This is a genomic window from Actinomadura violacea (genome assembly GCF_017573465.1).
Classification (GTDB): domain Bacteria; phylum Actinomycetota; class Actinomycetes; order Streptosporangiales; family Streptosporangiaceae; genus Spirillospora; species Spirillospora violacea.
Genome location: NZ_JAGEPF010000007.1, coordinates 263,452 through 287,840 on the forward strand (window position 1 = coordinate 263,452; position 24,389 = coordinate 287,840).

Consider the following 24,389-nt stretch of genomic DNA (forward strand, 5'->3'; position numbering starts at 1 on the left):
GTACTCTATAATGAGCGGATGCGTCAGCAGGACCGTCTCCCCCTCATCCTCGAACGGCTCGCCGAGCACGGCTCGGTGAGCGTCGTCGACCTGTCGGCCGAGCTGCAGGCCTCGCCCGCCTCGATCCGCCGCGACCTGCAGGTGCTCGAGGAGCAGCAGCTCCTCAAGCGCACGCACGGCGGCGCGATGGCGGCCGAGGTCATCTACGAGCTGCCGATGCGCTACCGCGGCGGCCGCAGCCAGGAGGAGAAGCGCCGCATCGCGCAGGCCGCGGTGCGGCTGGTCGACGCCTCGGTGCACTCGGTCGGCTTCAACGGCGGCACCACCATCACCGAGCTGGCCCGGCTGCTGTCCACCGGCCGCGCGCTCAAGGTCGTCACCAACGCCCTCAACATCGCCGCCGACCTGTCGGTGCGCCCCGCGATCGACCTGGTCGTCACCGGCGGCGGCGTCCGCCCCGAGTCCTACGAGCTGGTCGGGCCGATCGCCGACCGCACCCTCGCCGACATCAGCCTCGACCTGGTCTTCCTCGGCGTGGACGGGATCGACGCGGAGGCCGGCATCAGCACCCACGACGAGATCGAGGCCCGCACCGACCACTGCCTGATGCGGTCGACCCGCCGGGTCGTGGTGCTCGCCGACGGGTCCAAGATCGGGCATCGCGCGTTCTCCCGGATCGCCCAGATCGGCGAGGTGCACATGCTCATCACCGACGCCGGCGCCGACGGCGCCGAGCTGGACCGGATCCGGGCGGCGGGCGTCGAGGTGACCGTGGCCTGAGGCCCGGCCACCCCGCCCGCCTAGCGCGCCGCTACTTCAGCCCCGCGGTCGCCACCGACCGCACGAAGAACCGCTGCGCGACGAAGAACAGCACGAACACCGGCAGCTGGCTGATCACCGTGCCGGCCATCAGCCGCGGCCAGTTCGTGGTGTGCGCGCCCTGGAAGGTCTGCAGGCCCAGCTGGACGGTCATGTGCTCCGGGCTCTGCACCGCGATCAGCGGCCACAGGAAGTCGTTCCACGTCTGCAGGAACGTCAGCACCGCGAGCGTCGCCAGCGTCGGGCGCATCAGCGGCAGCATCACCTGGAACAGGATCCGCAGCCGGCTCGCGCCGTCGATCCGCGCGGCCTCCTCCAGCTCCTGCGGCACCGTCATGAAGAACTGCCGCAGCAGGAAGATCCCGAACGCGGTCGCCAGATTCGGCACGATCAGCGCGCCGAGCGTGTCGGTCAGCCCGGCCGCCCGGACCATGATCAGCGTCGGCAGCATGACGATCTGGAACGGCACCATCAGCGTCGCCAGGACCGCGACGAACAGCGCCCTGCTCCCGAGGAACCTGATGCGGGCGAACGCGTAGCCCGCCAGCGAGCAGAACACGAGGTTCCCGATCACGCAGCTGACCGACACGATCGCGCTGTTGCCGAGCCAGTGCCCGAGCGGCGCGTCCCGCAGCGCGTCGGTGTAGTTGTGCCACTCGATGCCCGACGGCAGGCCGGGCGGGAACCGCCGCGTCTCCGCCTCGGTGGAGATCGACAGCAGCACCATCCAGAGCAGCGGCGCCACCATCACCAGCGCGATCGGCAGCAGGATCAGGTGCAGCGGGCTCGGCCGCCGGAACCGGCGCGGGGCCTGGGGGTTCATCGTCGACATGCTCATCGGCCCTCGTAGAAGGAGGTACGGCGGGTGATCGCGAGCTGGACCACGGTCACCAGCAGGATCACCAGGAACAGCGCGCAGCCGACCGCGGCAGCGTAGCCGCCGTCGAAGTCCACGAACGCCTTGTTGTACAGGTGGTAGACGATGACGGTGGTGGCGCGCAGCGGCCCGCCCTTGGTCGTCACGTACACCTCGTCGAACAGCTGCAGCGAGTTGATCGTCAGCCAGACGAGGAGGAAGCCGGACGCGGGCGCCAGCAGCGGCAGTTCGACGTGCCGGAACGCCTTCAGCCGGCCGCAGCCGTCCAGCGCCGCGGCCTCCATCAGGTCCTTCGGGACGGACTGCAGCGCGGACAGGTAGATGATGACGGCGAAGCCCAGCCAGCCCCACACCGTCATCGCGACCAGCGCGAACAGCGCCTCGTTCGGGTCCTGGAAGAAGCCCTGCGCGGGCAGCCCCGCCTTGGTCAGCACCGCGTTGACCGGGCCGAACTGCGGGTTCAGCATCCAGTTGAAGATGATGCCGGTCGCGACGGTGGAGGTCACCAGCGGGACGAACACCGCCATCCGGTACAGCGTGATCCCGCGGATCCGCTGGTTGAGCAGCACCGCGATCGGCAGCGCGAGCACCATCGTCAGCGGCACGAACAGCACCGTGTAGATCGCCGACCGCTTCGCGGCCTGCCACATCAGCGGGTCCTTGACCAGCTCGGCGTACTTGGCGCCGCCCGCGAACGTGCCGGGGGAGGTGAGGTCGGTGTCCTGGAACGACAGCCAGAACGACCACAGCACCGGCAGCATGCCGAAGATCCCGATCAGCAGGATCGCCGGGGACACGAACCCCCAGCCGGCCAGGTGGTCGCGCAGCCGCAACCGCGACCGGCGGGGCCGCCGGCCCTTCGCGGTGCGCGCGGGCAGCGCGGTGGACGCCATCAGGAGCCCGCCAGGATGTCGTCGACCTGCTTGGCGGCGTCGGCGAGCGCGGCCTGCGGCTGCTTCTTGCCGAGCAGCACGCCCTGCACCGCCTGGCCGAGCACCTGCGAGATCTGCGGGTACTGCTTGATGTTCGGGCGGGCCTTGGTGACGTTCTTGCTGAGGTTGTCGATGAACACCTTGTTGCCGGGGTACTTGGCCAGGTAGTCCTTGTAGCCGGGCAGCTTCTCCTCGGACGCGCGCAGCGGCAGGTCACCGGTCTGCGTGGCGTACCGCAGGTGGACCTGCGGCGAGGTCAGCCACTTCAGGAACGCCCAGGCGGTCTTCTGCGCCTTCTTGTCGAAGAGCATGTAGTAGTCGGGGCCGGAGATCGTCGCGTGGGTGGCCTTGCCGGGCAGGTACTGGACGCCGTAGGAGACGTCCTTGTTGATCTGCCCCAGGTCCCACGGGCCGGTCCACAGCATGCCGACCCGCCCGGAGTTGAACAGGTTGAGGTACTGCTGGTCGCCGGTGTCGAGGTAGACCGACTTGTCGGTGACGGCCATGTCGCGCAGCAGCTGCATGGCCTGCTGCCCGGCCGGCGAGTCGAACGCGGCCTTCTTGTTCCCGGAGTCGAGGAGGTCGCCGCCGGCCTGCCAGAGCAGGGCGAGGAAGCGCCAGACGGTGTCCTCGGTCCCGTCGTTGACGTAGGCCCAGCCGTACTTGTTGTTCCCCGACAGCTTCTTCGCCGCGTTCCGGAAGTCGTCCCACGTCCAGTCGGGCGTCGGGTACTTCAGCCCGGCGGCGTCGAACATCTTCTTGTTGTAGACGAGGCCGAGGTTGTCGACCAGCGCGGGGAGCCCGTAGATCTTGCCGTCCACGGTGCCGCCCTGCCGGGCCGCGGGGAAGAAGTCGTTCCAGTCGACGTCCGGGCTGCCCTTGACCAGCGAGGTGAGATCCTGGGTCTGGTGGCGCCCGGTCAGCGCGGTGATCGACGAGCCGTACTGGTAGGCGACCGACGGCGCCTTGCCGGACACGAAGGACGCGAGGGTCTTCTGCAGCGTGTTGTCGTTGTTGCTGAAGACGGGGTCGACCTTCTGGTCGGGATGGGCGCCGTTCCACTCGCCGACCAGCTTGGTGATCGCGTCGGACTGGACGTCGGTGTACCCGTGCCAGAACGTGATCTTCTTCGCGTCGCCACCGCCCGAGCCGCAGGCCGAGGAGAGGGCCGCCACCAAGGCGGCCCCGGTGACCAGCGCGGTGATCCGGCGACCGCTCGGCTGCCTCATGATCGCCTCCAGATACTCGTGCTCGATTGTGCAGGATGCGCGGCACTTTAGAACACAATCGCTCATCCGGCAAGAGATCCCAGGCCGCGCGAACCTTGCGACGTCCCCGCCGCCCGCGGGCGTTCCCGCCGTCCGGCACGCCTTGAGATCATGTGCTCGTTTATAGATGCTTGGTGAGGCTTTCGATCGAGAACGGTCAGGAACGGGAGAGGTTGATGGAGCGACTGAGCGAGCCGTCCCTGCCCGCGGGCGAGCCGGGGCCGGCATGAGGCGGCCGGCGGCGCTTCTCGCGGTCCTGCTCGTCCTGTTCGCCCTGGCCGGTGCGGTGTCTGCGGGCGCGGTGACGGGAAGCGTGCGGATCCGGCCGGGGGACGACTGGACGCTGCCCGGCTGGGTCCGGCCCTCGTCCAACAGCGGGTTCTTCTCCGAGCAATCCTCGCCGGACGACCACGTCGACCTGCGAGGACTCGACCTTACCTGGCGGCAGCTCCAGCCGGACGGGCCCGGCGGGCTGCGCGACGACACCACCGGAACCGCCGAGGACATGGCCTTCCGCCCGCTGCGTGAGCAGCTCGCGCAGAAGCGGCCGTTCTGGATGCGCGTGTTCGGCAGCGGCACGTCCTGGGCGCCGAAGTGGGTGGCCGAGGAGTGCGGCGTGAAGCCGATCGGCCCCGACTACGAGGGCCAAAGCCATCTGCCCATCTGGAACGGGTGCGTATGGGGGCGGCTGCTCGGCCTCTACAAGAAGCTGTTCGTCGACTCCGGCCTGCGCGCCGACCCGCGGCTCCGGTTCGTCTACGTCCCGGGCGCCTTCACCTGGGCGGAGTACGACTACGACATCATCAGCGCCGCCGCAAAAGAAGGGCTGACCTTCGACGAGTACCGGTCCTGGTACTCGCACGCCTGGCGCGACCTCGCCGCACTCTTCGGGCCCTACCGCACCAAGCTGGTGTTCACGGGCGAGGACTATCCCTGGGGTCCGTGGGGGAGCAGGACGGACCTGTTCGCCAAGCAGGCCGTCGACGCGGGCCTGAGCATCCGGACCGGCATCACCGAGGAGTTCAACTACCACCTCGGCGAGGCGCCCTCCTATGGGAGCCGCATCGAGCCCGACGGGCACATGACGGTGAACGAACGCCTGCCCGTCCACGACGGACGGCACGTGGTCGCCACCGAGAACGAATGCTTCAACGACTGCGGCTACACCACCGGCGACCCGTACTACGCCGTCCGCCAAGCGAACCTGAAGGCGCTGCAACTGCGGATGAACTGGATGTACGTCGTGCCGGGCCCGTCCTATATGAAGCAGTACCCGGCCCAGTGGCGGTGGGTGCGGCTGAGCCTCGGCAAGACGGCGTCCGACTCCCCGGACGCCTGGGCGGCGCTGCGCGACGCCGAGGACACCTACTGGAAGGACGAGACCGGTCCCTTCACCGGGAACCGCGCCTGGCGGACGCGGCCGTGGGTGCGCAACCTCGAACGCTGGCTCGTCCAGCGCGACGTCCGGCCGGACGGCACTCCGCGCCGCTCCACCGCCGACGTCCACCGCAACGTCTTCTCCAAGGAGAACGGCACCGCCTACGAGGGGCTGCGCACCGACCGCGCGCACGGGCAGACCTCGATGTACTTCGACGTGGACGAGCGGTTCCGGTCGCGCGGTGACAGGCGTCCCCTGGAGGTCAAGGTGACCTACCGGGACGCGGGACGCGGCTCGTGGTGGATCGAGTACGAGGGCGGGCGGTCGCCGCGCGTGCGACGCTCGGGCGACGGGGCGTGGAAGACCGCGACGGTGCGGCTGCGGCGCCCGGTCTTCGCCGGCCGGCTGCGCGGCGGCACCGACTTCCGCCTCGCCACGGGCGCCGGCGACGACCTGGACGTGCGGTTCGTACGCGTCGTCCGCCCGCACCGGCCCTGACGGGACGGCGGGCGGGCGCCCGCGCTGTGTCCGGCGTCACCGCGGAATCCCGTACCATGGAAGCGCAGGTCACACCTCAGGCCAACGGGGCCCGTGACGTCGCAGCCGGCGACGGAGCCAGTGGACCGCGCCCGTCACGGTCGTCCCGCCGGGGAACCGTACGCAAGGTCGGGCGGCACCAGGCCCCGAGGACGTGTACTTGCGCTCGCTCGCGGGGCCACCGCACAGTCCCCGATAGAGCAAGGACGAGTCCGATGGCCTCTCCGTCACCCGCTGTACCCTCACCCGCCGTCGAGCGCTTCGACACGACGTGGTTCATCCGTGCCAGCAAGGCGCTGCTCACGTTCACCGTCGGCGGTTTCGCCCTGTTCGTGGTGTTCGGCAACGTGACCGACTACTGGACGAACTTCAACTTCGTCTCGCACGTGTTCTCGATGGACGCGCAGAAGCCCGCGCTGCACGACGTCAGCAACATCAACTACCGCGCGGTCTCGTGGAAGTGGTTCCACCACGTCGCCTATGTCGGCGTCATCCTCACCGAGACGGCGATCATGGTGACCTGCCTGGCGTCGGCGTGGCGGCAGGCCCGCACGCTGCGCGCGTCCGACGCCGCGTACCGCAAGGCCAAGCGGTGGGGCCTGGCCGGCTGCACGATCGGCCTGTTCCTGTGGTTCTTCGGCTTTCAGGCCGTGGCCGGCGAGTGGTTCGGCATGTGGATGAACGACACCTGGAACGGGATCCCCGACGCGGTGCGCCTGTGCACCTACATCGGCATCGTGCTCGTCTACCTGACGATGGGCAACGACCGGGCCCCGCGCGAGGAGGCGGCGGGATCCTGAGCCGGGTGCGGGCGCCCGCCCGGCGGCGGGCGCCCGCACGCGCTCCCGCGCCCCGGCGGTTTTGCAGGTCACTGGCGGGATAGAGAGCGGACGAACGCGGTCGTCCGGGTACGGGACGTGACCGTTCTCTGAGCCTTGGGGGAGGCACTGATGAGCATGCCGCACAGGATGGTGCGCCGGCTGGAACGGGCGAAGGCGCTGGACAAGGTCGCCGGGCCGGTGAGCGCGGCCGCCCAGCGCATGGTGCGGCCGCGCCTGGTCCGCAACTTCTTGAGCGGGACCAACCTCGGCCATCCCCTGCACCCGGCGCTGACCGACGTCGCCATCGGCGCGTGGAGCATGTCCACGCTGCTGGACGCGGCCGGCGGACCCGAGGCCGAGCCCGCCGCCGACCTGCTGGTGAAGGCCGGGATCGCCGCCGCGGTGCCGACCGCCCTGTCCGGCCTGAACGACTGGTCCGACACGGTCGGCGCGGACCGGCGGGTGGGCCTGGTCCACGCCGTGGCCAACAGCACCGCGCTGACGCTGTATGCGGCGTCCCTCGCCGTGCGCCTGCGCGGCGACCGCCGCGCCGGCAAGGCCCTCGGGCTCGCCGGGTTCGGCGTGCTGGCGGCCAGCGCCTACCTCGGCGGCCACCTGTCGTTCGTCCGGGGCGTCAACGTCAACCACACCGCCTTCCAGCACGGCCCGCAGGACTGGACGCCGGTGCTGAGCGAGAGCGACCTGGCCGACGGCGAGCACCGCACGGTGCACGCCGACGGCGTCCCGGTCCTGCTCTACCGGACGGACCGCCAGGTGTTCGCGCTGGCCGCCACGTGCAGCCACATGGGCGGGCCGCTGGGCGAGGGGACGATCGCGGACGGCTGCGTCACCTGCCCGTGGCACGGCAGCACCTTCCGGTTCTCCGACGGCGGCATCGTGCGCGGCCCCGCCAGCACGCCGGAGCCGCGCTTCGAGACGCGGGTGCAGGACGGGCGCATCGAGGTCCGGGTGCCGCCGGCGGGCGCGCCGGCCCGCAAGGGCGAGGGCGCGCACGCCGGTCCGACCGAGCGGATGGGCCGGGCGGCCCGCCGCCGGATGGCGCGGGTCTCCTGACGGCCCGTCCCGTCCCGGCGTGCGCTCGCGGTCGCGGCTAGGCGAGGAAGGCGGGCTTCAGTTCCTCCTCGCACCATGCGCGGAAGGTGGTGGGCGAGGTGGCCTCGAGGGTGCGCGGCTCGGCGTTGTCGAGGCCGTTCTCCTTGGCCACGGCCATCTCGACCAGCCCCTGGGCGTTCGCCTCGGACACCCCGCGCGCGAGCATGCTCTCCTTGAACGCCTCGGCGGAGACCTGCTGATGGCGGACGGGCCGGCCCAGGACCTCGGACATGATCCGCGCCATGTCGTCGTTCGACAGGTCCTCCGGGCCGAGCACCGGCACGTCGCCGCGCCCGGTCCACGACGGGTCGAGCAGCAGCTTCACCGCGGCGGCGGCGATGTCGCGGCACGCGCACGTCGGCATCTTGCGGTCGCCGGAGATCGCCGAGAAGAACACGCCCTGGTCCCGGATGCCCGCGACCTGGCCGAGCATGTTGTCCATGAAGGTCGGCAGCGTCAGCGCCCGGAAGTGCACGCCGGTGCCCGCGATGAGGTCGTCCATCGCCAGGGTCGCCGTGATGTGGCCGGCGTCGGGCAGGACGCCGCGGCCGAGGGCGGAGACGGCGACGACCCGCTGGACGCCCTGCCTCTCGAACGCCTCGCAGGCCGGCCGCGCGAAGCGGGAGTAGATGTCGTCGAGGCTCTCGGCCCGGCGGTTCGGCGGGGCGAGCCAGAAGACGGTGTCGGCGCCGGCGAACGCCTTGGCCACGACGTCGGGGTCGCCGTGCGAGCCCTCGACCACCTCGGCGCGGTCGCGCACCCCGGCCGGCAGCTTGGACGCGTCGCGGACGATCAGGCGGGCCGGTGCCCCGGCGGCGAGCACGCCGTCGACGACGCGCCGGCCGATGTTGCCGGTGGGCGTGGTGATGACGATCATCGAAGTCTCCAAAGAAGGCGGTGCGGTGGGAGGCGCCGGAACGGCGCCGGTACCGACGAGTCAAGCCGTCGCCGCCGCGAGGCTGAAGGATCGATCGGGTCCGCATTGATACCCTGGGGATATGAATGACCTGGAGTCGCGGCAGCTCCGGTACTTCGTGGCCGTCGCCGAGGAGCTGAACTTCGGGCGGGCCGCCGAGCGGCTGGGCATGGCGCAGCCGCCGCTGTCGCGGGCGATCCGCGAGCTGGAGCGGGGGCTCGGCGTGCGGCTGTTCGAGCGCACCACCCGCCAGGTCGCGCTGACCGCCGCCGGGGAGGTGCTGCTCCGCGACGCGCGGACCGCGCTGGAGGCGATCACCGCCGCCGCCCGCCGGGCCGCCCACGCGGGACGGCCCGTGCCGGAGCTGCGGCTCGCGCTCAAGGCCGACTTCGACGCCGGGCTGCTGCCGCGGTTCCTCGCCGCCTACCGGCGCGAGGACGCGGCGATCCCGGTGGAGCTGGTGCTGGGCGGCCGGGGGGAGCAGGAGGCCGCGCTGCGCGACGGCGGTGCGGACGTCGCGGTCGTCCCCGAGCTGACCGACCCCCGCGGCCTGGACGTCGAGCCGCTGCTGACCGAGCCCCGGCTGGTCGCGCTGGCCGCGTCCGACCCGCTCGCCGCCCGGCCGTCGCTGACCCTGGCCGACCTCGCCGGACGCGTCCTGCCCGACGGGCGACCCGCGGAGGAGGGCGGCCCGCCGCCGGGCCCGCAGCACGCCGGCACCCCGGTGCCGCCGCCCGCCGCGCGCGGGTCGTTCGCCGGGAGCCGGCGTCCCGTCCGGGACCTGATGGAGCTGTTCAGCCTGGTCGAGCTGGGCGGCGTCATCTGGTTCGTGCCGGTGTCGATCGCGCGGCGGCACGTTCGCCCGGGCATCGCCTACCGCGCCGTCACCGACCTTCCGCCGGCGGAGTTCGTCGTCGCGTGGCCGCAGGACTGCCGGTCACCGGCCGTCGCCGCGTTCGTCCGCGCCGCCACCGCGGTCGCGGCCGCCGCGCAGCCCGTGATCACCGCGCAGCCGCTCGACGTCGTCGAGCCGGCGGGCGGGGCTCAGCGGGCGGACGGCGCCGCGGCGGCGCCCGCTCCGGGCGCCGGCAGCAGCATGATGAACCCGGTGACGGTCCGCAGGTAGCGCCGCAGGTCGTCCGGGTCGTCGGCGTCGACGCCGGGGCTGTTCACGAACACCAGCGACAGCACGATGCGGGTCAGCGCGTCGATGAGGACCGGCACGTCCACGGGCGGGAACTCGCCCCGGTCGATCTTCTCCTGGACGACCGGCGCGGCGAGGGCCGTGACGCGGGCGACGGTGAGGTCGGCGCGGATCGTGAACCACGGCAGCACCATGTCGGGGACGTCCCGGACGGCCGCGGACAGCAGCGGGTGCCGGCGGGCCCGGCCGACGAGGAAGGCCAGCAGTTCGGCGACGTAGTCGGCGTCCCAGCGGGCGGCGTCGATGATCGGCGCGGCCTCGGCGAGGTAGCCGGTGAGCTCGCGCTCGATGAGCGCGTCCTTGATCTCGTCGAGGGTGCCGCCGTACTTGTACAGCGTCGGGCGCGACAGCCCGGCGCGGCGCGCGATCGCCGACAGCAGCCGGGTGGAGGTGAACCCGCCCTCGGTCAGGCACGCGGCGGCGGCGTCGAGGATGCGGGCGTGCGTGTCCCCGTCCTGCCTCGGCATGAGCCCGATTCTATGGCCCTTCTATGGCCCGGCCCACACTCCCGGCCCATTGACCCGGTAAGCGAGCACTGTTTACAGTTCCTATAGGAAGTGTAAACGATCTAGGAGGTCCCCGATGGCGCAGGTGACCGAGTACCGCGAGTTCCTGCGGACCCTCTCGAACGGATCGGTGCACCGCCGGTTCGACCCCTACCTGGACATCGACTGGGACTCCGCGGACTTCGCGATCGACGCCTCCGACCCGCGGTGGACGCTGCCCGACTGCGACCCGCTCGGCGCGCACCCCTGGTACAAGGCCCAGCCGGACGACAAGAAGATCGCGATCGGGCTGTGGCGCACCGCCAACATGCAGAAGGTCGGGCTGAGCTTCGAGAGCGTGCTCATCCGCGGGATGATGCAGTACGCGATGAAGCTGCCGAACGGCTCCCCGGAGTTCCGGTACTGCCTCCACGAGATGTCGGAGGAGTGCAACCACATCCAGATGTTCCAGGAGCTGGTGAACCGGACCGGCGTGGACGTCCCGGGCATGAAGACGCCCTACCGGGCGACCTCCTCGCTCTGGCACCTGGCCGCCTACGCGCCGGTGATCTTCTTCATCGGCATCCTCGCCGGCGAGGAGCCCATCGACCACTTCCAGAAGGACGTCATCCGGGACGGCGCCGCCCGCCCGCCCGCGCTGCTGCGCACGATGGAGATCCACATCGCCGAGGAGGCGCGGCACATCTCGTTCGCGCACCGCTTCCTCAACGAGCACGTCGCCAAGCAGACCAAGGCCGGCAAGGGCATCACCTCGATCGCCTACCCGCTGATCATGCGCTGGCTGGCCGGCGCGATCATGACGCCGCCGCGTCAGTTCGCCAAGGAGTTCGGCATCCCGCGCAAGGTGATGCGGGAGGCGTTCTGGCAGCGCGAGGAGTCCAAGGCGATCCTGCGCGGCTACTTCGGCGACGTGCGGATGCTCGCCGAGGAGCTCGGCCTCATGAACCCGGCCGCCCGGAAGGTCTGGGAGCTGTGCCACATCGACGGCAAGCCGTCCCGGTACCGCGGCGAGCCGCACCGCCAGGCCCACGCCGCCTGACCCGTTAGGAAACGCCCCCAGCCATGCCCCACGTGGTCACGCAGTCCTGCTGCGGCGACGCCTCCTGCGTCTACGCATGCCCGGTCAACTGCATCCATCCCACCCCGGACGAGCCGGACTTCCTCACGTCCGACATGCTCTACATCGACCCGGTCGCCTGCGTCGACTGCGGCGCGTGCGTGACCGCGTGCCCGGTGGACGCGATCGTCCCGCACGACCGGCTGCCGGAGTCGCAGGAGCCGTTCGTGCCGATCAACGCGGCGTTCTACCGGGACGGCCGGGTGCGGCCGCTGCTGGCGCCGCACGTCCCGCCGCTCATCGTGCCCGCGGGCCGCGAGCCGCTCGACGTGGCGATCGTCGGGACCGGGCCGGCCGCGATGTACGCGGCGGACGAGCTGCTGACCGTCCCGGGCGCGCGGGTCACGATGTACGAGCGGCTGCCCACCCCGTACGGGCTGGCGCGCGCCGGCGTCGCCCCCGACCACGTGAAGACCCGCCAGGTCACCGACCTGTTCGACCGCATCGCGGCGCAGGACGGGGTGCGCTTCGTCCACGGCACGCAGGTCGGGCGGGACGTCACGCACGAGGAGCTCCTCCGCCGGCACCACGCGGTGCTCTACGCGGTCGGGGCGTCGGCGGACCGGCGCCTGGACGTCCCGGGCCACGACCTGCCCGGCACCGCGACGGCCACCGAGTTCGTCGCCTGGTACAACGGCCACCCCGACCACGCCGCCCGCCGGTTCGACCTGTCGCACGAGCGGGCCGTCATCGTCGGCAACGGCAACGTCGCGCTCGACGTCGCCCGCATCCTGACCGCCGATCCCGAGCGCCTCGCCGGCACGAGCATCGCGCCCCGCGCCCTGGACGCGCTGCGGGAGAGCCGCGTCGAGGAGGTCGTCATCGTCGCCCGCCGCGGCGTCGCGCACTCGGCCTTCACGCTCCCGGAACTGGTCGGCCTCATGCAGGTCCCGGGCATCGACCTGGTGCTCGACTCCGCCGACCTTGACCTCGACACCGCGGCCCTCGGCCACGCCGCCGCCCAGAAGATCGGCCTGCTCCGCGAACTGGCGGAACGGCCCGCCTCGGGCAGCGGGAAGCGGATCGTGCTGCGGTACCTGGCGTCGCCGCTCGCCGTCCTCGGCGACGAGCGCGTCCGGGGCGTCGAGCTGGGCCGCAACGCCTACGTCCCAGGCTCCGGCGACCGCGTCGAGCCGACGGGGGAGGGCGGGACGCTCGACGCCGGGCTGGTGCTCAGCTCGATCGGCTACCGCGGGACCGCCGTCCCCGGCGTCCCGTTCGACGAGGCCCGCGCGGTCATCCCCAACGCCGGCGGCCGCGTCCTCGCCGAGCCGGGCGGCGCCGTCCTGCCCAGCGTCTACGCCACCGGCTGGATCAAGCGCGGCCCGACCGGCTTCATCGGGACCAACAAGCAGGACGCCATGGAGACCGTCCGCCACCTCGTGGACGACTACGCGCAGGGCCGCCTGCGCGCGCCGTCGACCGTCACGGCCTGAGAGCGAAGAAGGTCTTGACACGACGCTCGTGGTAGTCGAGGTCGTCCTCGTCATGCACGGCGCCCTGGCGCCGCGCGTGCTCGAAGTAGGCGGCCTCGCGCCGCAGCCGGTGCCTGATCAGCTGCGCGACCGTCTCGTCGTCCATCTCGCCCGCCGTTCCACCGGCCTCGTGGTAGTCGGCGACGAAGCGCCGCCGCCGGTCGGGCGCGTCGCCGTACTCGTCGGCCCATTCGAGCGCGGCGGACGCCACCTCCAACTCCGGCGCCCCGACGACGGCCTCGTCCCAGTCCAGCACCGAGACCAGCCGGCCGTCCCGCGCGAGGGTGTTGCCGGTGTAGAAGTCGCCGTGCAGCGGGTGGCGGAGTGTAGTCCGGCGATGGAACGTGGCGAGCCAGCGGTCCAGTTCCGGGTCGGCCAGCGCGGGGACGTCGTCCGGCGGCTCCCCGTACAGGCCCGCCTCCAGGAACGACGGCACCGGACGCGGCGGCGGCCGATGACCGGCCAGTGCGCGGTGCAGCCGTGCGAGGAGCCGCGCGCCCTGCGTCCGCACCCGCGGCTCGTCGGCGTCGGGCCACTCGCCCGGGACGTAGGGCCACACCGAAACCGGGCGGCCCTCCACCCGGACGACCGTCGCCCCGGCACGCGTCCGCAACGGGGCCACCGCCTCCGGCAGCGTCGCGGCGGCATGCACCGCGATCGCATGGCACCACTCGGCCTCGGCGCTGCTCCGGCTCGCCGGACCGACGCGCACGACGAGGTCGCCGAGCCGGTACGCCGCCGACTCCTCCCCGCCGTACAGCCGCACGGCCTCGCCGTCGAAGCGCCGTCCCCAGACGTCCTGGACCGCGCGCTGCATCGGCGCGGTCAGCGGTGTGTCGATGAAAGGCATCGGCTCAGCCCATCCGATCGCGCAGCAGGGTGGCGGCGATGGTCACCTGGACGGGGTCCAGCGCGGTCTCGCCGTCCTCGACGTCCCACAGCGCGTTCTGCAGGACGCGGCCGAGCGTCCACCCGGCCGCCCGCCGACGGTCCAGGCCGAGCGCCTCGGTGAGCTGGTCGAAGCGGCGGAGCAGCCCGCGGGACGCGTCGCCCGCCGCCACCAGCTCCGCCCACCGATTGTCCAGCGCGGGCAGCAGGTCGAACCCCGGGTCGCCCGCGAGCGGCTTCGGGTCGATGGCCAGCCAGGGCTCCCGCTCCCCGGCGAGGACGTTGTCGTAGTGCAGGTCCCAGTGCAGCAGGCGGTCGCCGGGCTCGCCGACCAGCTCGGCCACGGCGGACGCGCAGGTCCGCACCAGCCGCCGGTCGGCCGGGTCCGCCAGCGCGGGCATGGCTCGCGGCACCTCGTCGAGCATGGCGGCCGCGATGTCGGCCAGCCGGCGCAGGCCCTCCGGTGCCGGCACCGCGACAAGCCGCGCGAGCAGCCCGCCCAGGATCTCCAGCGCGGCGGTGTCGTCGGCCACCGACGACAGCGGGCGGGTCTCGTCCAGCCGCTCCAGCAGCATCGTGCCGGTGGCGGGGTCGTGGTCGAGCAGCCGCACCGCCCCGTCGCCGTCCCAGACGCGCAGGCCGACCGGTTCGGTCTCGTTCTCGTCGGTGACCGGCTGCAGCTTGAGCGCGGCGGGCGCCCCGTCCGCGCAGGTCACGGGCAGGACCAGCGACGCCATGCCGTGCCGCCCCGGACCGTCCGGCCGCAGCGACCAGCGGTCCAGGAACCCGGCGGCCAGCGCGGGCAGCGCGGCGATCCAGGCACGGCCGGACGCGCCGCCGTGCTTGGCGTGCGAGGCGGCCAGCGCCTCGGGGACGTCGATGCGGATCGACGTGCTCATGGTGAACGTCTCCTTCGCGGAACGCGGACTTCGGGCTGACACGAAGGAGACGGCGGCGGTGCCCGGCTTCCGGGCAGGGGTCAACGCATGCCCCGAGCCTAGCCGCCGCGACGGACAGTCGGTCAGCCTCGAACCGGCAGGACGGCGCGGGCGACGGCGTCGCGTTCGGCCGCCTCGCGTTCGGCGGCCTCCTGCTCGGCGGCCGTGCGCCGGTCATAGGCGGTGCGCGCCGCGGCGATGGCGTTTTGGTGCTCCTCCGTCCAGACGACCAGGGCGCGGATGGTGCTGTGCAGGGTCGCGCCCATCGGCGTCAGCGCGTAGTCCACCCGCGGCGGGACGGTCGGGTGCACCGTCCGGCTTACCAGCCCGTCGCGCTCCAGGTGCCGCAGCGTGCGGGTCAGCATCCGCTGGCTGACGCCGTCGATCGCGCGCCGCAGCTCGGTGAAGCGCAGGCTCCGCTTGTCCAGCAGCGCGATCACCTGGAGCGACCACTTGTCGGCGATGCGGTCGAGGATCTGCCGCACCTCGCAGTCCGCGCGCTGGTCCCACTGGAGAACGTCGTCGACGCCGGTATCCCCGCAGTAACCGAGGGACTCGAAAGTGCCGTCTTCCATGGTCCCTGATGGTGCCGGACGATGCTGCCGGTAACAAGAGGGAACCGGCAGGCATTCGGGGAACCGCCCCGGACCCGGTTTCCGGACGAGAGGGAGTCGAGCACGATGTCCAATTCCGCTACCGGATCCGCCGGGCGCCTGACGGGCCGCCCGCTCGGCGCGCTCCTCGTGCTGTGCGGCGCGATCTTCCTGGAGGGGATCGACGTGGCCATGCTGAACGTGGCGCTGCCGTCGATCCGCGCGGACCTCGGCCTGTCCACCGGGACGCTCAGCGGGGTCGTCAGCGCCTACGTCCTCGGCTACGGCGGGTTCATGCTGCTGGGTGGCCGGGCCGCCGACCTGCTGGGCCACCGCCGGATGTTCGTGCTGTGGCTGGCGGTGTTCCTGGTCTTCTCCGGGCTCGGCGGGTTCGCCACCGCGGGCTGGGCGCTGCTGGTCGCCCGGTTCGTCACCGGCGTCGCGGCGGCGTTCATGGCGCCCGCCGGGCTGGCGCTGGTCACGTCCGCGTTCCCGGAGGGGCCCGCGCGCACCAAGGCGCTCGGCGTCTACGCGGGGACGGCGGCGGGCGGCTTCTCGCTCGGCGTCGTCGCGGGCGGCGCGCTCACCACGCTCGGCTGGCGCTGGGTGTTCTTCGCACCGGTCGTCCTGTCGGCGCTGATCCTCGCGGGGGCGCTGATCCTGGTCCGCGAGCCGGGCGGCGAGCGCGCCTCCGGTCGCTTCGACCTGGCCGGTGCGCTCACCCTCACCGGAGCGATGCTGCTGCTGGTGTACGGGGTCGTCCGGCTGGAGCACGCCGGCGACGGGCCCTTCCTGACCACCGGCGTGCTCGCCGCCGCCGTCGCGCTGCTGTGGCTGTTCGCACGCGTCGAACGCCGCTCCCCGTCCCCGCTGGTGCGCCTCGGCATCCTGCGGACGGCGTCGCTGGTGCGCGTGAACACGGCCGCGCTGCTGTTCCTGGCTGCGTTCGCGGGCTTCCAGTTCCTCGCCACCCTGTACTTCCAGGAGGTGCGCGGCTGGAGCACCATGCAGACGGGACTCGCCTTGCTCGTGATCGGGATCGACACGGTCCTCGCGCCCGTCCTGACGCCGCGCCTGGTGAACCGCTTCGGCAACACCCGCGTCCTGCTCGCCGGCATCGTGCTCGCGGCGGTCGCCTACGCGCTTTTCCTACCCGTCGGCATGGACTGGACGTACGCCGCGATGCTCCCGGCGCTCTTCCTGCTCGGGGTGTCGTTCTCGCTGGCGTACGGGCCGCTCACCATGGCCGCCACCGATGGCGTCGCCGAGGACGAGCACGGTCTCGCGGGCGGCCTGCTCTACACCTCCATGCAGTTCGGCACGGCGCTCGGCCTGTCCGCCGTCACGGCCGTCGACGTCGCCGCCGGGTCGGGCCTGGACGCCCTGCGCACCGCGCTGATCGTCCCCGTCGCGGCGGCGGTGCTCGGCGCGGCCGTCATGGCGTCCGGTCTCCGCGGGCCGGCCGGGCGGAACGGCACGCCACCGGACGCGACGGTCCCGGCCGAGCCCGCCCCGACCGCCGCCCGAGCCGCATGAAACGGGATAGAAGGGGCATCTGTTGTCGCGGGACAACGGTCCGGGACGAGCCCGGCCGATGGCGATGAGGAGTGACGGACATGGGGCTCTTCCAGCGGTTCTCGCGTGCTAGGGCCGGACGCCGGGCCAGGGCCGCGGAGCGGCGGCGCACCCCGAGCTTCCGTGAGATGCGCGCGCAACTGCGCACGGAGAAGGCCGAGGCCGACCTCCTCGCCACCGAGCAGCGCATCCACCTGGAGGCCGACCGCATGCGGCACTCCCGCTGAGGACCACCGAACCACCCGCGGACGAGGGCCGCGCGGCCGGGAGCGGTCCCGGCCGCGCGGCGGTCGGGCGATGGCGGGGGAGTCAGGGTGTGCGTTCGGCGATCGCCATCGCCCATGCGTAGAACGTCGCGGGGTCGCCGAGCGCGGCTTGCAGGCCGGGGTCGATGACGGGGGCGTTGGCGGCGTTGAGAAGGTCGAAGAGGCCGAGAGCGACCCACTCCCAGACCATGGCGTCGAAGTTGTAGGCGAGCATGAGCGGGGCGAGGCGCTGCCGGATGGCGGCGACTTCTTCGCGAGCGAACCCGGCGCCGCGGAGCCGGTCGAGTGTGGCGCATTCCTGGTCGGCGTCGATCCGGGTGTCGAGGAACGGTTCGAGCAGGTCGTCCCACGTATCGCGACGCGAGACCCTGGCGATTCCGTGGCGGTGGCAGAACTCCTGGAGGTCGGCTTTCTCGTCCCCGGGGACGAATAGGGTCTCGCCGCGGGTGGTCCGGATCTCGGGCCTGATGGCCTTCCAGTCCGCGTCGCGGATGCGGGAGGGCGTGACCATTCCCCTGGGATGGACCGTGGCGCCGCGAAAGTCGTAGCGCAGGAAACAGATGTGGTCCTCGGCGAAGCGAACCTCCATCGGCCCAGCCTGGTCCTCCATGAGCACGGCCGGTAGACGCTCGCGATGTGAGGTCCGCCGCTTCCCGCCACGACTACGCGCCGACCCGGTGCAATCGCCGCCGGTACGCCAGCCTCTCCGCGACACGTCCCAGCCCCTTGATCCGCGGCCTGCGCCGGCGCGCGAGCATCGCCAGGCAGTAGAGCCGCAGGACGAGCGGCAGGAGCAGGAACGCGACCATGAACACGTTGAGGCCGGGATCGTCCTGCGGTATCGGATCATTGCCGTAGCGGACGCCCGAGTAGACGGCGCCGACGATCATGCCGCCGGCCATGAACACCGCGTCGAACGCGTCGATGAGCACGCACTGCCACGCGTGGTACCGCGCCTCCCGATCCCGGATCGGCAGCAGGAACAGGCTGCTGAAGAAGGGCATGAAGTAGCAGATCGCGAACACGCCGAGCGAGGCCCGTGGCGGTTCCGCTGCGGTGCGCGGTGCCGTGTGCGCCGCCGGAGGAGGCGGCGCGAACGGCGGAGAGGGATCCGGCGCAGGCGGTGCACCGGCGAGCGCTCCGCCCGGCGGGGGAGGCGCGGCCTTTCCGCCGAGATGCAGGTCGACCTCCCGCATGGCGGCCCGTGCGCGGGCCGAGACGTCGCGGCTGTCGTCGTCGGCCATCGCGGCGAGGTGCCCGTAGGCCGTCCGTCCCAGCGCGTCGCCGGCCCGCGCGAGCCGCCGCAGCGCCTCGACGGCGCCGCGCCGCACGTCGGCCAGCGGGCTCGTCGCCGCCGACAGCAGGTCCGGCGGCAGGCTCGCCGCGCGCGGGCCGCGCGGGCTCCTGGCGATCATCAGCTCGCCCTGGACGTCCAGGTACTTGGTCGGCCTCTGGTGCGGTGTGGCCGCGACGGTCGCGTCGTAGGCGTACTCGTAGAGCTCGTCGATGGAGACGAGGCCGTCGCCGTTCAGGTCGGCGTCGCCGGTCCGCAGCCCGCGGACGACGGCGCCGGTGAAGATCGACGACGGTGCCGCGTCCGACGCGGCGGGGACCTGCGACAGGTGCCCGTCCGCCACCTCGAACGAGTACTCCAGGTCGGAGGACGAGCAGATCACCGCGCGTCCGGAGCCGCCGAGGCCGCCGGCCGCGTCCACCGACCCGCCGCCGCGGTGCAGCAGGCCGCGGCTGAACGCCCCGCTGTAGCAGCAGTCGAGCAGCACCACGATGTTCCGCGACCGGCACCGCGCGATCTGCTCGCTGAGGTAGGACGCGGGCACGGCGGTGGAGTTCGGCCGGTCCAGCCGCGTCGCGGTGGTGGCGAAGAAGAGCCGTCCGCCCTCGTCCTTCCAGCCATGGCATGAGAAATGGACGAGCAGCACGTCGTCCGGGCGCGCGTCGGCGAAAAGGTCCTCCAGCGCGGCCGTGATCTCGTGTGCGGGCTCGTTGGCCATCGTCGACACCGAGAAGCCGCCGATGGCCGGGTCGGAAAGGACTCCGGAAAGGCTCGCCGCGTCCTGGGCGGGCGACCGGAGCCGGTGCAGTTTCGGATCGGTGTACCGGTCGGCGGTGATCAGGAGCGCTCTCCGGGCCCGGTGTTCTCGTCGCGCGTCAGCCATTCGATCAGCCGGTGTTCCTGTTCGCGTGTCGGGTGGGAGAGTTCCAGGCTGCGGTCGGCCATGGTGATCTTGACGGTCCGGCCCTCGCGCGCGGCGAGCCAGGCGAACACCCCCCGGACGAACGCGGTGGTCACCGAGCCGGACCCGAGCACCGCCGCGATCGTGCCGATCGCGGCGGCGGCGCCGGACTTCGCGCCGGGCGGGGGAGCGGCGGTGAAAGGCGCGACCGGCACGCCCCGCTCGGAGAGTTCGCGGCGGAGGGCGCGGCATATCTCGTCGGTCCGGGCGGCGTCGGCGTATTGTTCATCGATTTCCGTGATCGCGATTCCGGGCATTTTCCCCGTCTCAGTGTTCGTCGGTCTTTTGTGAGACGCGGCGGTGCGGGCGGCGGAGCACATGCCGTTGTATCGATCCGGTGAACACCGGCGCGTAGCATTCATAATTCGGACCATTTGGACATTGTGCTGGTTTCCGCTAGAGTGCTCGGGTGACGAACCTACGGAAGCAGATAATCGCGGAGCTCGGCGTCAAGCCGGCCATTGTCCCGGGGGACGAGATCCGGGAGCGGGTCGGCTTTCTCAAGGAGTACCTGCGGGCGACGCCGGCCAAGGGGTACGTGCTGGGGATCAGCGGCGGGCAGGACAGCACCCTGGCCGGACGGTTGTGCCAGCTGGCCGCCGAGGAGCTGCGCGCGGAGGGGCACGAGGCGACGTTCGTCGCGGTGCGGCTCCCGTACGGCGTGCAGGCGGACGAGCACGACGCGCAGGTCGCGCTGGAGTTCATCCGCCCCGACCGGTCGATCGCGGTGAACGTCAAGCCGAGCGCGGACGCCGTCGCGGAGGAGGCGGCGACCGGGTTGCGGGAGCTGCTGGACGGCGAGCCGAGGCTGCGGGACTTCGTGCGCGGCAACATCAAGGCCCGCGAGCGCATGGTGCTCCAGTACGCGGTCGCCGGGCAGCTCGGCCTGCTCGTGGTGGGCACCGACCACGCGGCCGAGGCCGTCACCGGTTTCTTCACCAAGTACGGCGACGGGGGCGTCGACATGACCCCGCTGACCGGGCTGACCAAGCGGCAGGGCGCGGCGCTGCTCCGGGAGCTGGGCGCCCCTTCGAGCACCTGGCAGAAGGTGCCGACCGCCGACCTGGAGGACGACCGGCCCGCGCTGCCCGACGAGGAGGCGCTCGGCCTGAAGTACAGCCAGATCGACGGCTACCTGGAGGGCGAGGACGTCCCGCCGGAGGTCGCGGAGCGGGTCGAGTCGGTCTACCTCGCGACGCGGCACAAGCGGACGGTCCCGGTCACCCCGCTCGACGACTGGTGGCGCTGACCGTCCTCAGCGGGTCGGCGCGGTGATGAGGAACGACACCGCGCCCTGGTCGTCGAGGCGGACGTCGAGCACCTTGTCGTGCAGGTACGCGGCGGCGGCGGAGTCGAGGAACAGCCGCGCCCCCTCCGCCTCGACGACCTCGTCGGTGGACGCCGGCCGCTCCGCCGGGGACACGGCGAGGAGCGAGGCGTCGTCGTCGAGCGGCGCGATCCGCAGGCCGGCGCCCGGCCGGCCGGACAGATTGCGCAGGGCGCTGGCGGCCGTTCCCGTGACGATGAGCACAACGAACTCCTGAGCCTCGCTTGAACCAACCGGTGGTCATGACTGCCGCATTTTGTGTACCCCATGATCACCGCGCCGAATCCGTGACGCGCGCCACGGGTAGGGGGAGACGCGGGAGGGGCGGGCGAGGCCGCCCGCGTCGGGGTTCCGGTGATTTCGGCCATTACCCCGAGGTCCCGCGAATTCACCGTGAAAAGGAGCGGACCGGTTGCCCTACGACTACGCGCGCGCCATTCAGGACGTCATTGAGGAATCCGTCGCCCCGCGGGCCGGCGAGGTGGACCGCGGCGGGGCCTTCCCGCGCGCGAACATCGACGCGCTGGCCGGCGCGGGCCTGCTCGGCCTCGTCAGCGCCGAGGACGCGGGCGGGCGCGGCGAGGGGCTCGCCGCCGCCGCGCACGTCGTCGAGCGGCTCGCGGGCGCCTGCGGGTCCACGGCGATGGTCCTGCTCATGCACTACGCCGCCACCGCGCTGATCGAGGCGCACGGGCCGAAGGACGTCCGGGAGGCCGTCGCCGGGGACGCGCACCTCAGCACGCTCGCGTTCTCCGAGGCCGGGTCGCGGAGCCACTTCTGGTCGCCGCTCGGCACCGCCGCGTCCGGCGGCGACGGGCGCGTCCGGCTCGACGCGGACAAGAGCTGGGTCACCGCGGCGGGCGAGGCCGACAGTTACGTCTGGTCGAGCCGTCCCCTCGCGGCGGACGGGCCGATGACCCTGTGGCTGGTGCCCCGCGACCGCGAGGGGCTGAGCGTCCGCGGGCCGTTCGACGGCCTCGGGTTGCGCGGCAACGCGTCCAGCCCGGTGAAGGCCGACGGCGTCCTCGTCGACCGCGAGGCCATGCTCGGTCCCGACGGCGAGGGCTTGGACATCGCGCTCGGGACGGCGCTCCCGCATTTCCTGGTCATGAGCGCGGCGTTCTCGCTCGGCCTGATGGAGGCCCTCACCGCCAAGGCCGCCGCGCACCTCACCGGCACGAGGCTGGAGCACCTCGGGCAGACGCTCGCGGACCAGCCGATGCAGCGCGCGCAGTTCGCGGAGCTGCGGATCCGCACCGACCAGGTCCGCGCGTTCCTGCGCGACGCGCTCGTCGCGCTCGCCGAAGGCCGCGAGGACGCGACGCTGCGCGTCCTGGAGGTCAAGGCCGTCGCCGCCGAGGCCGCCGCCGACGTCGCGGACGCGACGATGCGGCTGTGCGGCGGCTCCGCGTTCCGCAAGGAGCTCGGCGTCGAGCGGCTGTTCCGCGACGCGCTCGCGGCAAGGGTGATGGCGCCGACCACGCAGGCCCTGCACGACTTCGTCGGCCGGGCGAGCCTCGGCATGCCGCTCTTCTAGGAGGCCCGGATGACGCTGGTGATGGGCGCCGTCGCCTACGACCCCAAGGTCGTGACGATCTGGGCCGGGTTCCGGGCCTGGTTCGCCCGGCAGGGCTTCGGCTTCGACTTCGTCCTTTACTCCCACTACGAGCGGCAGGTGGACGACCTGGCCGCCGGCCGCATCGACGCCGCGTGGAACTCGCCGCTGGCGTGGGTCCGCGCCCGGCGCCTGGCCGGCGGGCGGCTCGAACCGCTCGTCATGCGCGACACCGACCAGGACCTGACCTCGGTCGTCGTCGTCCGGGAGGACTCGCCGTACAAGGACGTCGCCGACCTCAAGGGCGAGACGGTCGGGACCGGCGCGGCCGACTCGCCGCAGGCCACGCTGATCCCGCGCGCGCTGCTGCGCGAGCGCGGGCTCCGGCCCGGCGAGGACGTCGCGGTCCGGCGCTTCGACGTCAGTGTCGGACTGCACGGCGACCACGTCGGCGGCGAGCGCGACGCCGCCCGCGCGATGATGGCCGGCGACGTCGCGGCGGCCTGCATGATCGACGCGAGCCACCTGCTGTTCGTCCAAGAGGGCACGCTGCCGCCCGGCGGCACCCGCGTCGTCGGCCGGACCCGCCCCTACGACCACTGCGTCATGGCCGCCCGGCCCTCGCCCGAGGCGGACCGGTTCCGGGACCTGCTGCTGTCGATGGACGCCGCCGACCCCGAGGTCCGGACGCTGTTCGACCTCGAAGGGCTCACCGCCTGGCGGCCCGCCCGCACGACCGGCTTCGCGCTCCTCGAGCAGGCCGTGGACGACGACGGGTTCTACGGCCCGGACGGCGCGGTCACCGCGCCGGACTACCGGCCTTGACCGACCCCGTCCTCGACCTCGACGACCTGGGCTTCGAGTCCGGCGCCCACCTGCTCGTGCAGCGGGCGCTCCGCGCGCTCCCGCCAGGCGCCCGGCTCGGCGTCCAGGGCCGCGACCCGCTGCTCGACACGCACCTGCGCGCCTGGTGCCGGTCGCGCGGCCACACCGTGATCGCGGCGGACGGGCCCGTGCGCGCCTGGGTCGTCCCGGGCGGCCCCGACCGCTGGGCTGGCGCCGAACGGGCGGGCTCCCCGGACGGCGTCGCCGGCCGGGCGGCCGCGCACTGGGGCTTGGCCGCCCGCGGCGCGCTCGTCGAACCGGGCGGCCCGGAACCGCACTTCGACCTCGCCGACCGCGACCTCCTCTGGACCGAGATCGCCCCCGCCCTCTACGCGCACGCCGCGTCCGCGCAGTGGGACCCGGCGACCGCCGTCCCCTGGGACGCCGAGTTCACCCTCCCGCCCGACATCGAGCGGGCCGTCGTCCAGGTCATGACCTACCTCGTGGAGAACGAGCAGGCCGCCCTCGTCGTCCCGGCCCGGCTCCTCGCCCGCGTCCACCCGCACTTCCGCGAGGTCGTCCAGCTGCTGGCGGTCCAGGCCGCCGACGAGGCCCGGCACGTGGAGGTCTTCGCCCGCCGCGCCGCCCTCACCGGCGGCCCGCTCGGCACGTCCGCCGCCGGAGGCCGCGAGTCCCTCGGCACGCTGCTCACCGAACCCGACTTCTCCCTTGCGTCCTTCCTGCTGTCCGTCCTCGGCGAGGGCACCTTCCTGAACCTGCTCGCGTTCCTCGACCGGCACGCCCCCGACCCGGTGACCCGGCGCGCCGTCCGCCTCGCCCGCCAGGACGAGGCCCGCCACGTCGCGTTCGGCGTCGCTCACCTGCGCCACCGCGCCGAGATCGACCCGCACCTGAGGAACCGGTTGCGCGCCGCCGTCGAGCGCCGCCACGACGCCCTCGCCACCACCGCCGACCTCAACCAGGACGTCTACGACGCACTGATCCTGCTGGCCGCCGGCGGCTGGTCGCCGCCCGAGATCCGCCGCGGCCACGCCGCGGTCCTCGAACTCCGGAAGGAGATGGACGAGGGCCGCCGGCGTCGCCTCGTCCACCTCGGCTTCCCCGACGACGAGGCCGCCGCCCTCTCCGCCCTCCACACCCGCAACTTCATGTAGCCCCGCCCGTGCCAGGCCGCGGTGCTAAG

25 protein-coding genes are annotated in these 24,389 nt (G+C 72.6%); 13 read left to right on the forward strand and 12 right to left on the reverse strand.

Going from position 1 to position 24,389, the window contains the following annotated elements; translation table 11 throughout:
* The first annotated feature begins 18 nt into the window (after positions 1-18).
* Positions 19-780: a DeoR/GlpR family DNA-binding transcription regulator gene (locus J4709_RS12665; RefSeq protein ID WP_232383378.1), complete on the forward strand. Its 762-nt coding sequence runs from the start codon at positions 19-21 to the stop codon at positions 778-780.
* 31 nt (positions 781-811) lie between these two features.
* Here J4709_RS12665 and J4709_RS12670 read toward each other — a convergent pair whose 3' ends face one another.
* From J4709_RS12670 to J4709_RS12680, 3 genes are read right to left on the reverse strand one after another with little or no spacing between them, the layout of a single operon-like run.
* Positions 812-1,642 carry a carbohydrate ABC transporter permease gene (locus J4709_RS12670; protein ID WP_232383379.1) on the reverse strand — a complete coding sequence of 277 codons (831 nt, stop codon included), beginning with the start codon at positions 1,640-1,642 and terminating at the stop codon, positions 812-814.
* Positions 1,643-1,653: 11 nt separating this feature from the next.
* Positions 1,654-2,589, reverse strand: a complete 936-nt coding sequence (locus J4709_RS12675; protein WP_208240436.1) for a carbohydrate ABC transporter permease — start codon at positions 2,587-2,589, stop codon at positions 1,654-1,656.
* Positions 2,589-3,857 (reverse strand): ABC transporter substrate-binding protein, encoded by a 1,269-nt coding sequence (locus J4709_RS12680; protein WP_208240438.1) that lies wholly within the window; start codon positions 3,855-3,857, stop codon positions 2,589-2,591. Before J4709_RS12680 ends, J4709_RS12675 begins: the two co-directional genes overlap by 1 nt.
* A 265-nt stretch (positions 3,858-4,122) precedes the next feature.
* Here J4709_RS12680 and J4709_RS12685 point away from each other — a divergent pair, with 265 nt between their 5' ends.
* The 3 genes from J4709_RS12685 to J4709_RS12695 all read left to right on the forward strand — a co-directional run bounded on the left by J4709_RS12685 (position 4,123) and on the right by J4709_RS12695 (position 7,706).
* Positions 4,123-5,772, forward strand: a complete 1,650-nt coding sequence (locus J4709_RS12685) for a hypothetical protein (protein ID WP_208240440.1) — start codon at positions 4,123-4,125, stop codon at positions 5,770-5,772.
* A gap of 254 nt (positions 5,773-6,026) precedes the next feature.
* Positions 6,027-6,611 (forward strand): DUF2165 family protein, encoded by a 585-nt coding sequence (locus J4709_RS12690; RefSeq protein WP_208240442.1) that lies wholly within the window; start codon positions 6,027-6,029, stop codon positions 6,609-6,611.
* 150 nt (positions 6,612-6,761) lie between these two features.
* Entirely contained in the window at positions 6,762-7,706 is a 945-nt protein-coding gene (locus J4709_RS12695) for a Rieske (2Fe-2S) protein (RefSeq protein ID WP_208240451.1), read from the forward strand.
* A 37-nt stretch (positions 7,707-7,743) separates the two neighbouring features.
* On the opposite strand, the gene J4709_RS12700 is transcribed toward J4709_RS12695, so the two are convergent.
* A complete protein-coding gene (locus J4709_RS12700; RefSeq protein ID WP_208240453.1) occupies positions 7,744-8,622 on the reverse strand; it encodes an NAD(P)H-binding protein in 879 nt (292 codons plus the stop codon).
* A gap of 121 nt (positions 8,623-8,743) precedes the next feature.
* Here J4709_RS12700 and J4709_RS12705 point away from each other — a divergent pair, with 121 nt between their 5' ends.
* Positions 8,744-9,787 carry a LysR family transcriptional regulator gene (locus J4709_RS12705; RefSeq protein ID WP_208240455.1) on the forward strand — a complete coding sequence of 348 codons (1,044 nt, stop codon included), beginning with the start codon at positions 8,744-8,746 and terminating at the stop codon, positions 9,785-9,787.
* Here J4709_RS12705 and J4709_RS54675 read toward each other — a convergent pair.
* A complete protein-coding gene (locus J4709_RS54675) occupies positions 9,706-10,332 on the reverse strand; it encodes a TetR/AcrR family transcriptional regulator (protein WP_208240457.1) in 627 nt (208 codons plus the stop codon). The genes J4709_RS12705 and J4709_RS54675 overlap by 82 nt on opposite strands.
* 115 nt (positions 10,333-10,447) lie before the next feature.
* Between J4709_RS54675 and J4709_RS12715 the strand changes: the two genes are divergently transcribed.
* Together J4709_RS12715 and J4709_RS12720 are read left to right on the forward strand one after the other, a co-directional pair.
* On the forward strand, positions 10,448-11,410 hold the full coding sequence (locus J4709_RS12715) for an AurF N-oxygenase family protein (protein WP_208240459.1): 963 nt from the start codon (positions 10,448-10,450) through the stop codon (positions 11,408-11,410).
* Positions 11,411-11,433: 23 nt separating this feature from the next.
* On the forward strand, positions 11,434-12,924 hold the full coding sequence (locus tag J4709_RS12720) for an FAD-dependent oxidoreductase (RefSeq protein WP_208240461.1): 1,491 nt from the start codon (positions 11,434-11,436) through the stop codon (positions 12,922-12,924).
* On the opposite strand, the gene J4709_RS12725 is transcribed toward J4709_RS12720, so the two are convergent.
* From J4709_RS12725 to J4709_RS12735, 3 genes are all read right to left on the reverse strand, one after another.
* Entirely contained in the window at positions 12,914-13,813 is a 900-nt protein-coding gene (locus J4709_RS12725) for a phosphotransferase enzyme family protein (RefSeq protein WP_208240463.1), read from the reverse strand. The genes J4709_RS12720 and J4709_RS12725 overlap by 11 nt on opposite strands.
* A 4-nt stretch (positions 13,814-13,817) precedes the next feature.
* Positions 13,818-14,750 (reverse strand): aminoglycoside phosphotransferase family protein, encoded by a 933-nt coding sequence (locus tag J4709_RS12730; protein WP_208240465.1) that lies wholly within the window; start codon positions 14,748-14,750, stop codon positions 13,818-13,820.
* A gap of 122 nt (positions 14,751-14,872) precedes the next feature.
* Positions 14,873-15,364 carry a winged helix-turn-helix transcriptional regulator gene (locus J4709_RS12735; protein ID WP_208240467.1) on the reverse strand — a complete coding sequence of 164 codons (492 nt, stop codon included), beginning with the start codon at positions 15,362-15,364 and terminating at the stop codon, positions 14,873-14,875.
* Positions 15,365-15,469: 105 nt separating this feature from the next.
* On the opposite strand from J4709_RS12735, the gene J4709_RS12740 reads away from it, so the two are divergent.
* Together J4709_RS12740 and J4709_RS12745 are read left to right on the forward strand one after the other, a co-directional pair.
* Positions 15,470-16,918: an MFS transporter gene (locus J4709_RS12740; RefSeq protein WP_208240469.1), complete on the forward strand. Its 1,449-nt coding sequence runs from the start codon at positions 15,470-15,472 to the stop codon at positions 16,916-16,918.
* Between the two features lie 80 nt (positions 16,919-16,998).
* Complete coding sequence (locus J4709_RS12745) at positions 16,999-17,184, forward strand: hypothetical protein (protein ID WP_208240471.1); 186 nt, start codon at positions 16,999-17,001, stop codon at positions 17,182-17,184.
* A gap of 82 nt (positions 17,185-17,266) precedes the next feature.
* Here the strand turns inward: J4709_RS12745 and J4709_RS12750 are convergent, their stop codons facing one another.
* The 3 genes from J4709_RS12750 to J4709_RS12760 all read right to left on the reverse strand — a co-directional run bounded on the left by J4709_RS12750 (position 17,267) and on the right by J4709_RS12760 (position 19,798).
* A complete protein-coding gene (locus J4709_RS12750) occupies positions 17,267-17,812 on the reverse strand; it encodes a hypothetical protein (protein ID WP_208240473.1) in 546 nt (181 codons plus the stop codon).
* A 73-nt stretch (positions 17,813-17,885) separates the two neighbouring features.
* Positions 17,886-19,400 (reverse strand): caspase family protein, encoded by a 1,515-nt coding sequence (locus J4709_RS12755; RefSeq protein WP_208240475.1) that lies wholly within the window; start codon positions 19,398-19,400, stop codon positions 17,886-17,888.
* Entirely contained in the window at positions 19,355-19,798 is a 444-nt protein-coding gene (locus tag J4709_RS12760) for an effector-associated constant component EACC1 (protein WP_208240477.1), read from the reverse strand. The genes J4709_RS12755 and J4709_RS12760 overlap by 46 nt, the downstream gene beginning before the upstream one ends.
* Positions 19,799-19,887: 89 nt before the next feature.
* Here J4709_RS12760 and nadE point away from each other — a divergent pair, with 89 nt between their 5' ends.
* A complete protein-coding gene (gene nadE / locus J4709_RS12765) occupies positions 19,888-20,727 on the forward strand; it encodes an NAD(+) synthase (RefSeq protein ID WP_208240487.1) in 840 nt (279 codons plus the stop codon).
* Between the two features lie 6 nt (positions 20,728-20,733).
* On the opposite strand, the gene J4709_RS12770 is transcribed toward nadE, so the two are convergent.
* Positions 20,734-21,009, reverse strand: coding sequence for a Fe-S cluster assembly protein HesB (locus J4709_RS12770; protein WP_208240489.1), 276 nt, complete (start codon positions 21,007-21,009; stop codon positions 20,734-20,736).
* Between the two features lie 208 nt (positions 21,010-21,217).
* On the opposite strand from J4709_RS12770, the gene J4709_RS12775 reads away from it, so the two are divergent.
* The 3 genes from J4709_RS12775 to J4709_RS12785 are packed head-to-tail and all read left to right on the forward strand — an operon-like array spanning position 21,218 to position 24,360.
* Positions 21,218-22,342, forward strand: a complete 1,125-nt coding sequence (locus J4709_RS12775; protein ID WP_232383380.1) for an acyl-CoA dehydrogenase family protein — start codon at positions 21,218-21,220, stop codon at positions 22,340-22,342.
* Between the two features lie 9 nt (positions 22,343-22,351).
* Entirely contained in the window at positions 22,352-23,185 is an 834-nt protein-coding gene (locus tag J4709_RS12780; RefSeq protein WP_208240491.1) for a phosphate/phosphite/phosphonate ABC transporter substrate-binding protein, read from the forward strand.
* Positions 23,182-24,360, forward strand: coding sequence for a diiron oxygenase (locus J4709_RS12785; protein WP_208240492.1), 1,179 nt, complete (start codon positions 23,182-23,184; stop codon positions 24,358-24,360). The genes J4709_RS12780 and J4709_RS12785 overlap by 4 nt, the downstream gene beginning before the upstream one ends.
* The last annotated feature ends 29 nt before the right edge of the window (positions 24,361-24,389 follow it).